This is a genomic window from Mycobacterium sp. NGS41 (assembly GCF_059812725.1).
On the sequence record NZ_JCALDF010000007.1, the window covers coordinates 118,943 to 132,395 of the forward strand.

General features: G+C 66.4%; 15 protein-coding genes. 5 read left to right on the forward strand and 10 right to left on the reverse strand.

Annotated elements, in window-relative coordinates:
* Window positions 1-55 precede the first annotated feature (55 nt).
* From AC5Y21_RS09365 to AC5Y21_RS09385, 5 genes are read right to left on the reverse strand one after another with little or no spacing between them, the layout of a single operon-like run.
* Window positions 56-1,378: a DUF58 domain-containing protein gene (locus tag AC5Y21_RS09365; RefSeq protein ID WP_499911589.1), complete on the reverse strand. Its 1,323-nt coding sequence runs from the start codon at window positions 1,376-1,378 to the stop codon at window positions 56-58.
* The gene (locus AC5Y21_RS09370; protein WP_499911591.1) at window positions 1,378-2,373 is read right to left on the reverse strand and encodes an AAA family ATPase; all 996 of its coding nucleotides are present in this window, start codon (window positions 2,371-2,373) and stop codon (window positions 1,378-1,380) included. Before AC5Y21_RS09370 ends, AC5Y21_RS09365 begins: the two co-directional genes overlap by 1 nt.
* Window positions 2,370-3,542 (reverse strand): DUF4350 domain-containing protein, encoded by a 1,173-nt coding sequence (locus AC5Y21_RS09375; protein ID WP_499911593.1) that lies wholly within the window; start codon window positions 3,540-3,542, stop codon window positions 2,370-2,372. Before AC5Y21_RS09375 ends, AC5Y21_RS09370 begins: the two co-directional genes overlap by 4 nt.
* The gene (locus tag AC5Y21_RS09380) at window positions 3,524-4,177 is read right to left on the reverse strand and encodes a DUF4129 domain-containing protein (protein WP_499911595.1); all 654 of its coding nucleotides are present in this window, start codon (window positions 4,175-4,177) and stop codon (window positions 3,524-3,526) included. The genes AC5Y21_RS09375 and AC5Y21_RS09380 overlap by 19 nt, the downstream gene beginning before the upstream one ends.
* A 13-nt stretch (window positions 4,178-4,190) precedes the next feature.
* Entirely contained in the window at window positions 4,191-5,453 is a 1,263-nt protein-coding gene (locus AC5Y21_RS09385) for a DUF7847 domain-containing protein (protein WP_499911791.1), read from the reverse strand.
* A gap of 104 nt (window positions 5,454-5,557) precedes the next feature.
* Between AC5Y21_RS09385 and AC5Y21_RS09390 the strand changes: the two genes are divergently transcribed.
* The 5 genes from AC5Y21_RS09390 (at window position 5,558) to AC5Y21_RS09410 (ending at window position 8,702) form a co-directional block, all read left to right on the forward strand.
* Entirely contained in the window at window positions 5,558-6,022 is a 465-nt protein-coding gene (locus AC5Y21_RS09390) for a GatB/YqeY domain-containing protein (RefSeq protein WP_499911597.1), read from the forward strand.
* A 69-nt stretch (window positions 6,023-6,091) separates the two neighbouring features.
* Window positions 6,092-7,078 carry an LLM class F420-dependent oxidoreductase gene (locus tag AC5Y21_RS09395; RefSeq protein ID WP_499911599.1) on the forward strand — a complete coding sequence of 329 codons (987 nt, stop codon included), beginning with the start codon at window positions 6,092-6,094 and terminating at the stop codon, window positions 7,076-7,078.
* Window positions 7,079-7,119: 41 nt separating this feature from the next.
* Window positions 7,120-7,674, forward strand: a complete 555-nt coding sequence (locus AC5Y21_RS09400; RefSeq protein WP_499911601.1) for a type 1 glutamine amidotransferase domain-containing protein — start codon at window positions 7,120-7,122, stop codon at window positions 7,672-7,674.
* 123 nt (window positions 7,675-7,797) lie between these two features.
* Window positions 7,798-8,490: a HemK2/MTQ2 family protein methyltransferase gene (locus AC5Y21_RS09405; protein ID WP_499911602.1), complete on the forward strand. Its 693-nt coding sequence runs from the start codon at window positions 7,798-7,800 to the stop codon at window positions 8,488-8,490.
* Window positions 8,487-8,702 carry a CDGSH iron-sulfur domain-containing protein gene (locus AC5Y21_RS09410; protein WP_499911604.1) on the forward strand — a complete coding sequence of 72 codons (216 nt, stop codon included), beginning with the start codon at window positions 8,487-8,489 and terminating at the stop codon, window positions 8,700-8,702. The genes AC5Y21_RS09405 and AC5Y21_RS09410 overlap by 4 nt, the downstream gene beginning before the upstream one ends.
* Here AC5Y21_RS09410 and AC5Y21_RS09415 read toward each other — a convergent pair.
* The 5 genes from AC5Y21_RS09415 to AC5Y21_RS09435 form a co-directional block, all read right to left on the reverse strand.
* The gene (locus tag AC5Y21_RS09415) at window positions 8,699-9,658 is read right to left on the reverse strand and encodes an iron-containing redox enzyme family protein (protein WP_499911794.1); all 960 of its coding nucleotides are present in this window, start codon (window positions 9,656-9,658) and stop codon (window positions 8,699-8,701) included. The two genes, AC5Y21_RS09410 and AC5Y21_RS09415, sit on opposite strands and share 4 nt — an antisense overlap.
* Before the next feature lie 125 nt (window positions 9,659-9,783).
* Window positions 9,784-12,015: a SpoIIE family protein phosphatase gene (locus AC5Y21_RS09420; protein ID WP_499911796.1), complete on the reverse strand. Its 2,232-nt coding sequence runs from the start codon at window positions 12,013-12,015 to the stop codon at window positions 9,784-9,786.
* Window positions 12,016-12,022: 7 nt separating this feature from the next.
* Entirely contained in the window at window positions 12,023-12,646 is a 624-nt protein-coding gene (locus AC5Y21_RS09425) for a SpoIIE family protein phosphatase (RefSeq protein WP_499911606.1), read from the reverse strand.
* Window positions 12,639-13,058: an ATP-binding protein gene (locus AC5Y21_RS09430; protein ID WP_499911608.1), complete on the reverse strand. Its 420-nt coding sequence runs from the start codon at window positions 13,056-13,058 to the stop codon at window positions 12,639-12,641. Before AC5Y21_RS09430 ends, AC5Y21_RS09425 begins: the two co-directional genes overlap by 8 nt.
* Window positions 13,048-13,446, reverse strand: a complete 399-nt coding sequence (locus tag AC5Y21_RS09435) for an STAS domain-containing protein (protein ID WP_499911609.1) — start codon at window positions 13,444-13,446, stop codon at window positions 13,048-13,050. Before AC5Y21_RS09435 ends, AC5Y21_RS09430 begins: the two co-directional genes overlap by 11 nt.
* Window positions 13,447-13,453 lie beyond the last annotated feature (7 nt).

Sequence of the window (13,453 nt, forward strand, 5' to 3'; positions counted from 1 at the left end):
CTCACGACGCGCCAGGCCGTAAATGCGTCGCCCAGTTCACACTCGGCGTAAGGAATTATAGTCGCCCAGTTGCTTTCATCGCCAGGTAGCGGTCGGCAAGGGCGGGTGCGATCTCGGTAGGAGGCGCGTCGACGACTTCAACCCCGCTGCGGCGCAGTCGAGATGCGATCGCACGGCGATCGTTGCGGGATCGTTCGGCCGCCGCCGCGTCGTACACCGCGGCCGGATCCGAACGCCCGGCGGCCATTTCGTCGACACGCGGGTCGCCGACCGCGGCAACCATCACGTGGTGCTTGGCCGACAACTGCGGCAGCACGGGCAGCAGCCCTTCGTCGAGCGCGGTCGCGTTCAGGTCGGTCAACAGCACCACCAGCGACCGCCGCCGGGTGCGCCGCGAAATCGCGGCTACCATTGCGCGCCAGTCAGACTCGACAAGCGTCGGTTGTAGCGGGGCCATCGCATTGACCAGCTGGGCGAGCAGCTCGGTGCGCGAGGCGCCGAACACACCGGCCCGGCTCACCCGGTCGTGGGCGACGAAGTCGACGTTGTCGCCGGCCCGCGACGCCAGCGCGGCCAGCAACAGTGCGGCGTCCATCGACCAGTCCAGCCGCGGCCACCCGGCCGGATCGGCGGCGGTGGGGTCGACACCGACGCGACCCGCGGCCATCCGGCCGGTATCGAGCACCAAGACGACCCGCCGGTCGCGTTCCGGCCGCCAGGTGCGGACCATGACGTCGGCTCGGCGCGCGGTTGCCCGCCAGTCGATCGATCGGACGTCGTCGCCCACGACATATTCACGCAGCGAATCGAATTCGGTGCCCTGCCCCCGGATCAGCGTCGGCAGCAGGCCGTCGATCTCCTGCAGTTTGGCCAGCCGCGACGGCAGGTGCTTGCGGGACAGGAACGGCGGCAGCACGCGAATCTGGCCGGGCACCCGCTGCGAACCCTGACGCCCGGCCAATCCCAACGGACCGATCGAGCGGGCGGTGACTACGGCCGCGCGGTGATCGCCACGCCGAACCGGCCGCAGCGTCGTGTCGACGTGCTCGTGCTGCCCGGCGGCGATGACCAAGGTGTGGGTGCGCGGCTCCGCGCAGGTGCTGGGCGGCCAGGCATCGCGGATCTGGCCGCGGAACCAGCGCCGTCCGTCGTTGTGGATCAGCAGGCCTGCAGCCACCGGCTGCGCCAACCGGACCGAACTGTCCGGCGAGCGGGTATACCGCAACCTGCGGGGACTGGCCGCCAACGCGACATCGACGGCCACCAGTATCGCCAGCGCCAGCAATAGCGCTGTGAAAGCCTTTGCCGGCCAAGGCGACAGCGTGATCGGCAGAACGCAAATCAGCGCCACCAATCCGGCACGCCCGGTCAGGACCACTAGCGGGGCACCGGAACCGACGCCAAAATCCCGTCGAGCACACCGTCGGGTGTGGCGCCTTCGAGTTCGGCTTCCGGGCGCAGCATCACCCGGTGCCGCAGCGTCGGGCGGGCCATCGCCTTGATGTCGTCGGGAGTGACGTAGTTGCGGCCGGACAGCCATGCCCAGGACCGGGCGGTGCCCAGTAGCGCGGTTGCCCCGCGTGGCGACACTCCCAACTGGAGTGCGGGGGAGGACCTGGTGGCTCCGACGATATCGACGATGTAACCCAGCACCTCATCGGCAATCAGCACCTGGCGCACCGCCTCGCGGCCGGCCGCCAACTCGGCCGGTCCGGCGACCGGGTTGATGGCGGACAGATCGCGGGGATCGAAGCCGTGCGCGTGCCGGCCGAGGATGGCGATTTCGGAATCACGGGGCGGCAGTGTCACATTCAGTTTGAGCAGGAAGCGGTCGAGTTGGGCTTCGGGCAGTTGGTAGGTGCCCTCGTATTCGATGGGGTTCTGGGTCGCGGCGACAATGAACGGATCGGGCAGCGGCCGCGGCTCGCCGTCCACGCTGACCTGGCGCTCCTCCATCGCCTCGAGCAACGCGGCCTGCGTCTTGGGCGGGGTGCGGTTGATCTCATCGGCCAGCAGAAGATTGGTGAACACCGGACCCGGCCGGAAGGTGAAAGCGGCGGTGCGCGTGTCGTAGACGAGTGAGCCGGTGACATCGCCGGGCATCAGGTCGGGGGTGAACTGCACCCGCTTGAATTCCAGTTGCAGAGCGGCCGACAGCGACCGGACCAACAGCGTCTTGGCCACTCCCGGAACGCCTTCCAGCAGTACGTGACCGCGACACAGCAGGGCGATCACCAGGCCACTGACAACCCCCTCCTGGCCGACGACGGCCTTGGCGATCTCGGTGCGGAGGGCAAGCAGTGCTTCACGTGCCGATTCACCGGCCTGCGTCTGGGCGGGCGGGGCTTGTGGCGTGGAAGGGGACTGTGTCACGAGTGTGTGACCTGCCTTTCGATCTCGTCGAGTGCACGGGCAAGTTGTAATAGGTCGTTGTCGGTGGCCGGGGTCGGCCCGAACAGGTGGTAGAACACGAAATTAGCGTCTGTCCCGCTGCGGGTGGCGACGGCGGCGACCACTGCGGGCGGGGGAGCATTGGCCGCCAGGCCAAGTCGGGGCGACAGCCGCTGCAGCGTCGCGGTGCGCAGCGCTGCCGCTGCGCGATCGCGTGCCCGGCGCGAGCGGTACAACCGGCCTCGCCCCTCGACGGTCTCCGATGCCCGTACCACGACGGGCATCTCCTCGGCCACCAGTGGGCCGATCCGGCGGCCCTTCCACAACGCGACGAGAAGCACGACCAGCCAAAGCTGCCAGACCATCCAGCTCACGTTGTCCGGGATCAAGTCGGAAAACGATGTGGCGGTAGGCTTTTCACCCTCGACATGGTCGGGCGCGTACCAGATGACGCGGGGCCGGTCGCCCGCGAGGTTCATCGCCAGCGCGGCGTTGCCCTGCTGCAACAGATTCCCGTTTGTCATGAAGCCGGAACTGCCGACCACGGTGATGGTTCGGCCGCCGTCGCGATAGCGAATCAGCACGCCGTCGTAGCACCTGGTTACCTGACGACCGTCTTTGAACTCGTAAGCATAGCTCGCTCCGAAGCGGACTGATCCGGCTCGAACTGCCTCGCGCAGCGTGCAATTCGGATCGCTATGAAATTTGCTGGAGGTCGCGATGCGCAGACCCGGTGCCAGCGCCTCGCGGGTTCGAGCGGTCGGTTCCACCAGCAGCAGGTCGCCGGGGGCCTTCGCCAGCCGGTCCAGAACCGCCGTGTCGGTCAGATACTGGCTCTGCGCAATCAGTATCAGCGTGTCGCGACGTGCCGCTCGTTCTACGTCAGCGACGTTGCCGGCCACGACCACCTCGACGCCGCCGTCACGCAGCAACGACACCAGCGCATGAGCGCCCTTGGGGCTGGTGGCGTTTGGATCCATGCGGCCGCCAGGGCGCGGCGCGGTCAGGTAGGCGCCGATCGCGGCCACCGCCGCGAACAGGACCAGCATGAGCATCGCCCAGCGCCATGAACGCCAGCGCCGCGCCGCCGTACCGGTCGCTGCTGCGGGAACGGCCCCGGAGCCGATCGTCGTCACCGTACCTGCGCCCATGAGTCGGCCGGAGCGGGGTGTACGCCCGCCGTCACGGCGCCGGCCGGTCGCGACCGCAGGTGGTCGTCAAGGTCGGCGATCATCTGGTAGGCGGGCTGGGTGCCGGGTCGCTCGCCGTAGGTGACATCGTTGAATGCTGTTGCGGCCTGGAATAATTCGTCTGCCAAATGAGGTAACGCGTCGGCGGCGTCACGGGCGAGTTCGTTGGCGGTGCGGCCCGGGTTGGGGTTGAGCACACCGGTCTCCTCCAGCTGGCGCGCGACCGCGCGCAGTCGGTGGCGTATTGCTGCAGTCCAGTTTCCTTCCGCCGCATAGCCTTCCGCGGTGGCACGATGCTGGGCCGCGGTAAGCTGCGCGGCTTCGAACAACTGGGAGTCGCCGCCGCGTTTGGTGCGCAGCGTCTTCCGTGCGATGCGGATGGCGACCAGTACCGCTACCGCGAGCAGAATGAGCAGCACCGTGGTGGTGAACCACCCTCCTGGAATGTGAGACGTTTTCTCCAGTAACCGGTACAAGTGTTCGTTGAGCCATTCGTCCAATTTTTGGCCGAACGAGGACTGGGCGTAGATCGGCTTACTGAGCTCGTCCTGGGCGAGCTGATGCGCGCCATCACGGTCGATGTCGATGGAAGGCACTGTCAGTAAGTCCTCAAACCGGCCGGGTCAGCCAGAGATGGTCGGTGGACTCTCCGGCGGCGGGCCCGCCGCCGGCGCCGGTCTGCAGCACCAGGTCGAACGCCTCCGCACGGATTCGGCGGTCGGTGTAGAGCAGCACGGTGACCCCGGCGCTGAACGGCGCGGTGAGGATCTGGCCGACCGCCGAGCCGATTGACGCAATGGTGGTACCGAGGATCAGCATGACGAGGGACGATTTTCCGGATATGCCCATCATTACCTGACCGGCGATGCTGAACGGCGCCCCAACCGCACTGGCCACGATGCTGGTCACCAGATACGCCAGCAGCCAGATGCCAAGCACCCGCCAGAAGCCGTTGCGGATCAGCGCAAATGACCTGCCGATGGCCTCGAAGACGGGCAGTCTTTCCAGCACGATGAGTACCGGTGCGAACAGCAGCGCGATGTAGAGGTAGATCATCAGTGCGATCGTGATGAATACCAGCGGTAAGGCCACCAGGACCGCCAAACCTGCGTTTCCGACCGCCGCGGCGCCCGCGATGATCACCGCCACCAGCCCGACAATGGCCACCACTCCGGCGCCTTCCAGCAGCGACAGGCCGACCAAGGCGAGCAGCCGCCCGCGAATCTTGACCCACGCTTCGCCGATGGTGATCGGCGACCCGAATACGGCTCGCCCGATAACGACGGTGAGCATGCCGGACAGCAGGATGCCGCCCAGCCAGGTGACCAGCACACCGGTACCGAGACCCAGCATCCAGCCGGCTGCGTCGGCCCATGACAGTTGTGTGGCCGGTTCGGATTTCACCCGGCTGGCGGCGGCCAACGGTCCGAGCGTGGCGGCGTAGGTGACGATCTGCATGACCAGCACGACCGCGGCGGTCAGCCCGATCGTCGCCTTCGGGTTGGCGCGGATGTAGCCGACCGCGCCGTTGAAGATCTCGCTGAGCCCCAACGGCCGCAGCGGGATGATGCCCGGCTTGACGGCACCCGGCGCCAGCGGTGGCGGACCGTACGACGGGTAGTACCCAGCCGGGGCGCCGTAGCCCGTCGGCCCGTAACCGGGCGGGCCGTAGCCGGGCGGCGGGCCGTAACCCGACGGTGCGCCGTAGCCCGACGGTGCGCCGTAGCCGGGCGGCGGCCCGTAACCCGGGGGTGCGCCGTAGCCGGGCGGCGGCCCGTATCCTGGTGGGGGATAGCCGGGCGGCACCGGAGCCGCCGGCCCTGACGGCGGATCTACCGGATAAGCAGGCGGCGGCGTGCTCACCGGGAGCAGCTGCCGTCGTCGTTCGTCATGGCTTACATCCTGTCGGCGGTCGGGGCATTTCTCAACGTCGGGTCCCCGGGGTCCAGGGGCTCATCGCGGGTAGCGTCTCGGTCATGGCGGAACTCAAATCGCGGCTTCGGGCGGACCTGACGCAGGCGATGAAGAACCAGGATAGGTTGCGCACCGCGACGCTGCGCATGTTGCTGGCCGCGATCCAGACGGCGGAGGTCTCCGGCAAGCAGGCCAGAGAGCTGTCCGACGACGAGGTGCTCCAGGTCCTGACCAAGGAATCCCGCAAGCGTGGCGAGGCCGCCGAAATCTACACCCAGAACGGCCGCGGCGAACTGGCCGCCAACGAGCACGCCGAGGCGCGGATCATCGACGAATACCTGCCCACGCCGCTCACCGAGGCCGAGGTGGCTGACGTCGCCGACACCGCTATCGCCGAGGTGGCCGAGGCGATCGGAGAGCGGCCCAGCATGAAACAGATGGGCTTGGTGATGAAGGCGGCCACCGCGATCGCGGCGGGGAAAGCCGACGGCGCCCGCCTGTCCGCTGCGGTCAAGGAGCGCCTGTAGCTAAGACGTCGCGAGCCTGACGCCGCGCGAAATCGTTTGCGCGTCCGACGCGCGGGTAACCCTGTCGCTATGACGAAGTTCGGCTATACCTTGATGACCGAGCAGAGCGGGCCCAAAGACCTTGTGCGGTATGCCGTTTCAGCCGAAGAGCGCGGATTTGACTTCGAAGTCTGCAGCGATCACTTTTCGCCGTGGCTGGTATCCCAGGGGCATGCTCCCAATGCCTGGGCGGTGCTCGGCGCGGTGGCACAGGTGACCGAGAAAGTGCACCTGTACACCTACGTGACCTGTCCGACGATGAGGTATCACCCGGCGATCGTCGCGCAGCAAGCGGCGACCGTACAGATCCTTTCCGACGGACGATTCACCCTCGGGCTGGGCAGCGGAGAGAACCTCAACGAGCACGTCGTCGGCAAGGGCTGGCCGACCGTCGAGCGTCGGCAAGACATGCTGCGGGAAGCGATCAAGATCATCCGCGAGCTATTCGGCGGGCGGCTGGTGAACTGGCGGGGCGACTACTTCCAGGTGGACTCGGCACGGCTCTGGGATCTGCCCGAGGTGCCGGTCTGCATAGGAGTGGCGATGGCCGGCTCGAAAGGCGTCGACAAATTCGCCAAACTCGCCGACCACCTGATCGCCGTACAGCCCGACGAAGAACTTGTCGACACCTGGCACGCGGCCCGGCAGGCCGCCAATGTGGCCGGCGGCGAACGGGTGATCGGGCAGGTGCCGGTGTGCTGGGACCCCGATCGCGACGCCGCCATCGAGCGCGCGCACGACCAGTTCCGCTGGTTCGGCGGCGGCTGGGCAGTCAACGCCGACTTACCGACACCGGCCGGCTTCGACGGCGCCACCCAGTTCGTACGTCGCGAAGACGTCGCCGAAAGCATTCCGTGCGGCCCGGACCTGGATGCCATCGTCGAGGCGGTCCGGCCGTACTGGACAGCCGGGTTCACCGATGTCGCGCTTATCCAGATCGGCGGTGAGACGCAGGACCTGTTTCTCAAGGAAGCCGCCGAACCATTGCTCGAGGCGCTGCGCGCCGCCGCGCACTGACCCCATGTTGGGCAGTGCGGCTCATAAGAAGGAGAGAACCGATGTCGAACGAACTGCAGGGCAGGAAAATAGCCATTCTGGCCGCCGACGGGGTGGAGAAAGTAGAACTCGAGCAGCCACGCGCGGTGCTGACTCAAGCCGGAGCCCAGGTCGAGGTGCTTTCGCTGAAGCCCGGTGAAATACAGGCGCGCAACCACGATCTCGAGCCCGCCGGGGCATTCGCTGTCGATCGCCCGGTATCGGAGGCGAAGACAGACGAATTCGACGGGTTGGTGCTGCCCGGCGGCACGGTGAATCCGGACAAGCTGCGTCTAGACGATTCGGCCGTCGCGTTCGTGCGCGATTTCGTCGAGTCCGGAAAGCCCGTCGCCGCGATCTGTCATGGCCCGTGGACCCTGGTAGAAGCCGGTGTCGCGGCGGGACGGACGCTGACCTCATACCCCAGCATCCGCACCGACCTGCGCAACGCGGGCGCCAATGTGGTCGATGAGGAAGTTGTTGTCGACGGCAATCTGATCACCAGTCGCTCGCCGTCGGATCTTCCGACATTCTGCTCGACGATTGTGAAGCAATTCGCACACGCGGCGACGGGTTAGCTGCGCGGGCAGCCAAAACCGCGACCGGCGTTTAAATCAGTGGTTTGCGGGCATTAATCAGTCACGCCGTGATCGCTACGGCTTGACCGGTCTGTACCCGGCAATTCGACTGAAAGGCCTACGTTGACGACCACCTACCAAGTGGCGGATGCCGCTTTGCCTGCCGTCAAGGTCTACCAGCCTCAGTACGATTCGCGGCTCTTGGTGGACACCCTGAAGCGCACCGAAAACATTGTGGGACGGCGGGTGCTCGACCTGTGTACCGGAAGTGGTTTCGTCGCGATCGCTGCCGCCGAAATGGGCTGTGCCAGCGTCACTGCCTTCGACATCTGTCCGCATGCCGTACGGTGCTCGCGCGACAACGCGGTAGACGCCGGGGTGGAAGTCGATGTCCGCCAAGGTTCGTGGACGAGGGCTTTCGACTGCGCTCCGTTCGATGTCGTGGTCTCCAATCCGCCCTACGTGCCGACACCGCTCGTTGACGACACCGACTTGATCTCGCCGGCGGCGGGCCCGTCGTGGGCGTGGAATGCCGGTCCCGACGGGCGGCTGGTGCTGGACCCGCTGTGCCAATCGGCGACCAGGCTGTTGAGTCATGGCGGATCGCTGTTGCTGGTGCAGTCGGCCTTCGCCGGCGTGCAACAGTCGCTGGACTGCCTTCGTTCGACCGGACTGGATGCCAAAGTTATTGCATCCCAGTGGATTCCGTTCGGACCGGTATTGTCCGCGCGGGCAAGATGGCTGGAGAACACCGGCCGGCTTCAGCGCGGCTGCCGGGAGGAGGAACTGGTCGTGATCCGGGCCGAGAAGCCATGACCGAGACCCGGGTCCGGGTGGTGCCCAAGGGGCCCGTGCTGATATCCGGTCCGGTGCGGATCGAGATGCCCGACGGGCGCGTCGTCGAATCCGATCGGTTCATGGTGGCGATCTGCACGTGCGCGCGCAGCAAAGAGTATCCGCTGTGCGACACCAGCCACCGCCGTTGCCGGGTCGCCGAAAAGGTCGCCGAAAAGAAGGTCAGCGACTAGCCCAGCGGCCGCCGCAGCGATGACTGGCCCAGCTTCCAGCGCACCATGAGGTTGTCCGCCAGGCGATTTTCCACGACAGCATGCGCGCGCATTCCGAAAACGACATCGCAGTCCAGCTTCGGTTCGCGTGCGACCAGATCGCCGACCACGTCCTGTCGTACCACCTGTTCGTGCACCGCGTCCGCTTCGACATGTTCCTGGTAGAACGCGATACAGGCTGACGGCGCCTCCATTCGCTGCAGCGCCTGGACCATCCGCCGGGAGCCCGGCGGCGAGGTGATCTCGGTGGCGGCGAAGTGCCCGATTGCGGCCCCGCGCAGCCACCGGTGTAGGCCGAACAACGACATCAGGTTCACCACCGCCAGCGACTCGGCGGGGACCGCCTCAAGATAGCCCAGATAGCTCGAATCCAGATCGGCCGCGGCTAACAGATCGGCGAACAGTTGCTGATGCAGCCGCGGACCCTGCCCGGCGCCGTACTCGTCGTATTCGATCGCCACGAAGGCCGCCTTGGCGCGGCCCGTCAGCCGCGGAATCACGAACGCGTGCGGATCGCCTTCCTTGAGGTGATACAGCGATCTGTGCACGAAGTACTCGCGCATCTGCTGCCAGCTTCCGGCATCGCGCAGATAGTACGACGGGCCGGTGCCGTCGACGGGCTCGATGCACAACGCATCCATTTCGGCCGTCGCGGTTTCGTCCGGTTCGATGGGGCCGACGTCGCGGCGCACGCCCGCCAGGAAGGCGCGCTCGAGTTCGGCGCGCAGGTGCAGCAGGGCCGGATTCCACTCCCACGTGGGGTCTACGCCTGCGAAGCCCCGGTAATGCAGCTCGTAGCACATGTAAAGAGCCAGTTGCAGGTCCAGACCATACGGGTCGGAATCACGGACCGACGCGCCGATGCGATTGAGCTGGTCGCGCGACGACGGCCCGGTCAGGGCACGACGGACGGTCATCGACAGCGGTCCGTGCGCGGCCGGCAACGCTGGCCCAACCGTGATCGATACGCCAGTCACCCCGGTGACGTACCCGCTCCCGCTTCCGGCAAACGGAATCTCATGTGCTGCTGGTCTTTCAGTGATCACCCGCGCAGGTCCCTGCCGCCAATCCGGAAGCTGACGTTGACAGTTGTTCCGGCTTTGGTGCTGTCCACGTCGACGGAGTCGCTGATCGCCCTGATCAGCGCCAGGCCGCGACCGCTGTTGTGGGGATCGGCGGTTGGTGCCTTCCAGGAACCGGTGTCGGCGACCCGCACGTGGACTTCGCCGTCCATGCATTCGACCTCGAGCAGCATCGTTCCGGCGCCTTGTCCGCCGTACGCATGCTCAACGGTGTTGGTGCAGGCTTCGTTGACGACGAGCACGATGTCGGCGGACAGCTCGTCGGGCACCTCCGCGCCGCGCAGCCAACCACTCAGCCGGTGGCGGATGGTAGCCAGCTGATCCGCGGTGGCATCGGTTTCGATTCGAAGTGGTGCCGACTGGTGCCGGTAGATCACCATCGCAACGTCGTCGTCGTAACCCCCCGGCGGAGCCAGACTACGAAGCACCGCGTCTGCGACGTCATCGAGGGGCAACTCCATCGTTTCTGCCAAAACGTTTGCCGCGCGCCCGATCCCGTCGTCAATCGACTCGTGTTTGCGCTCGACCAGGCCGTCGGTGAACAGCATCAGCGTCGAGCCGGACGGCAGTACCTGAGAGGCTTGCGGGCGCGGTCCCTCTCGGCGTACCGCCAGCGGCACTGACCGGGCATTGGTCAACATGGTCAACCCCGACCCGGAACCCGGCCCGGTTCCGGCGATCAGCGCGGGCATGTGTCCGGCGTTGCTGTACTCCAAGATCCCAGATTCGATGTCCAGGATTGCCAGAAACACCGTTGTGCAATACGCATCCGGAATGAGCGACGCCGCCGAGTCGAGTTGCTCGAGCAACACCGCCGGTTGGTCGCCGGTCAGCAGCAGCGCGCGCGCCGAACTACGGAGTTGGCCCATGATCGCCGCGGCCGGCAAACCACGGCCGACGCAGTCCCCGACCACGATGCCGATGCGGTGATCGCCCACCGGCAGCACGTCATACCAGTCGCCGCCGATCTCCAGCGGCGGGACGGCGGGCTCATAGCGCACGGCGAAACCCGGTGGTGGCTGCAGGGACGGCAACATTGTGCGCTGCAGCGTCAGCGATGTCGTGCGGGCAATCTCGAACTGGCGCACGTGCTGAACCGCCAGACTGAGGTGACCGACCAGGACGGTGAGCAGCAGTCGGTCCTCGGCGCTCACCCAGCGAGGTGCCCGCAGCTCCAGCCATAGCGCGACGTCGGCGGTGCCCGACAGCACCGCAACCAGTCCGCGCGCTTTGCCGGGAGCGTCCGGCGCCTCGACCGTTGTAACCGTCAGTGGCAGCTGATGGCGGGCATCCTGGAATGTCTGGCGCAGCAACGGATCCAGGTCGTGCCAGCTGGATACCGGCAGCTCGCCGCTGGCCTGGACGGTTGGTTCGCCCTCACCGGACGGCCAGATGACAGCGACCACGCGCTGCACGTCAAGCGCCGTGCGGCATTCCTCCAGGGTGATCGACAGCACCTCGGCCAGGCTCTTGGCCACAGCCACGGTGGTCGCCAGGCGCAGCACCGCGCTTTCTCTTGCGGCAAAGGCCCGTTGGGCGGTGATGTCGCGAATGGTTCCGACGAAGACATCTTGCGCCGCGCCGGACTCGCGTACCGAATTGATGCTCACGGCTACCCACGCGAGACTGCCGTCCCGGCGTCGAATCGGTGTCTCGTATTCGGTGCGGCCACCCTGCAGCACTCGGCCTACTTGCTGCGCGGCCATCTTCTTGTCCACCAGCCAGGGGTGGGGCCAGTCGTAGGGCATGCCCGCTGGAGAGAATCCGACGATCTCCGCGAAGGCGGCGTTCATCTCGACCACGGCGCCCTGCTGATCGGCGACGAAGAAGCCCTCCTGCAAGGAATTCACCAGGGCAGTGCGGAACTTGTCGCGATCGGCCAGTCCCTCTGCGCGGGCGCGTTGTTCCTCGTAACGCCGGGTGCCGTCCAGATAGCCGCGAGTTACCACGTCGAGCGCTGCCAGCGTCTGCAACAGAAATTCCACCGCAGCGGGTCTGTCGAAGTCGGGGTTCGTTGCGAGCTTGTCGATTTCGGCGAAATGGTTCTCGATTATCTCGAGCATGCTGATTTGTTCTTGTAAGGCCCATCGGCCGAGTTCATGACCGACGGCCAAGCTGTCCTCGTCGCGGGTGTCCAGATAGGCCGTCAGCGCGGCGACGTACTGTGCGTGAAAATCATTGCCGGCGTTCATATCTTGCTCATAACGGCGTGCCCCGGTGACGCGCTGCCAACACCAACGCGTCATCTGATTCCTTTGCGTGTTTCTCCAGGATTTGCCCGGCGATATCGGGGGCCGTAGCGGCGAAGTCGATGTGGTCCAGGTGATCTTTGGCGATGCCGTCACTGGCGATCAGGAGCAGGTCGCCGGTGCGTATCGGAACCACTTGTGCGGGCGTGACATCCGGTATCCGGTAGCCGACGATGCCGGCGGCCAGTCGGGCAGAGGAACGGACCTGGATACCGCTGGCGGCCTTGGCGACCAGGTTGGCAGTGACGTTACCCACCCCGGTCCAGCACAGTTTGCCAGTCGCGAAATCGATGCGGGCCAGGGTCATCGCCGCCCCTCTGGTGCCGGACATGACGCGGTGGCAAAGCTGGACCAAGGCTTCGAGCCGTTCCGCGCCAGCGTCCTTGAGCGCGTCCACCCCGGCGGTAGCCGCTTCCGCGGCAGATGGGCCGTGACCCAGTCCATCAAGCACACCGAAGAGAGCGGCACCCTCGACACCGACCGCCACCGATTGATCGCCGCAGACATACTCGCCGGGACGGGGACGCCCGGCCATCGCCCACTCGATTGGCCCCAGCCGGCCTTGATCACGCACGCGCCGGAACCCACTTCCACATCTCGATGATGGTGCCCCGGCCGAGCGCGGATTCCACGATCAAACGATCCATCAACCGGCGCGCGCCCGGCAAGCCGAGCCCGAGCCCGCGTCCGGTGGAGTAGCCGTCTTCCATGGCGCGGTCGATGTCGGCGATGCCGGGCCCGTCGTCCTCGGCGCGTACCACCAGCGCCGTGCGGCCTTCCCGGTCGTCCACCCCGACCCGGACCGCGCCGCGACCGGCGTAGCTGGTGATATTGCGCGCGACTTCGGAGATCGCGGTGGCGATCATGGTGACGTCGGTCAGCGAAAATCCCAGGTCTAGGGCGAGCTCATGTCCGGCTTTGCGGGCGTCGACGATGTCGTCGGGGTTGTTGATGTCGACGACGACAGCTTCCGGGTCACCCGCCACCGTCGCGCCCGATCGTCGATTGTCCGGATCTCCTGAGCCCCAACTGGCGATTCAGCAGCGCTATGCCTTCTTCCAGGTCGAGCGCGGTGTTCATGTCGTCGAACGCCAGTCCCAGCTGAACCATCGCAAAAGCCACCTCGGGCTGCAGACCCACGATCACAGTGTCGGCACCCCGTAGCCGAGTCATGTGCGCAATCGTTCGCAGCGACCGTGCCGCGAACGAATCCATCACGTCAATGGCGGTGACGTCGACGATGATTCCCTGCGCGCGAAACCGGCTGACCCGTTCCATGAGGTCGTGTCGCAACCGGTCGGTGTCGGAGTCAGTTAGCGCGGCCTGCACGCTCGCGATCAGGAACGCGCCCTGCTTCAGGATTGGTACTGGCATAGGTGGT

Excerpts from the sequence above, each read along its gene's own strand:
- AC5Y21_RS09375 (WP_499911593.1), bottom strand. The coding sequence starts at position 3,542 with ATGGGCGCAGGTACGGTGACGACGATCGGCTCCGGGGCCGTTCCCGCA.
- AC5Y21_RS09390 (WP_499911597.1), top strand. The coding sequence starts at position 5,558 with ATGGCGGAACTCAAATCGCGGCTTCGGGCGGACCTGACGCAGGCGATG.
- AC5Y21_RS09395 (WP_499911599.1), top strand. The coding sequence starts at position 6,092 with ATGACGAAGTTCGGCTATACCTTGATGACCGAGCAGAGCGGGCCCAAA.
- AC5Y21_RS09400 (WP_499911601.1), top strand. The coding sequence starts at position 7,120 with ATGTCGAACGAACTGCAGGGCAGGAAAATAGCCATTCTGGCCGCCGAC.
- AC5Y21_RS09410 (WP_499911604.1), top strand. The coding sequence starts at position 8,487 with ATGACCGAGACCCGGGTCCGGGTGGTGCCCAAGGGGCCCGTGCTGATA.
- AC5Y21_RS09415 (WP_499911794.1), bottom strand. The coding sequence starts at position 9,658 with ATGACCGTCCGTCGTGCCCTGACCGGGCCGTCGTCGCGCGACCAGCTC.
- AC5Y21_RS09420 (WP_499911796.1), bottom strand. The coding sequence starts at position 12,015 with ATGAACGCCGGCAATGATTTTCACGCACAGTACGTCGCCGCGCTGACG.
- AC5Y21_RS09435 (WP_499911609.1), bottom strand. The coding sequence starts at position 13,446 with ATGCCAGTACCAATCCTGAAGCAGGGCGCGTTCCTGATCGCGAGCGTG.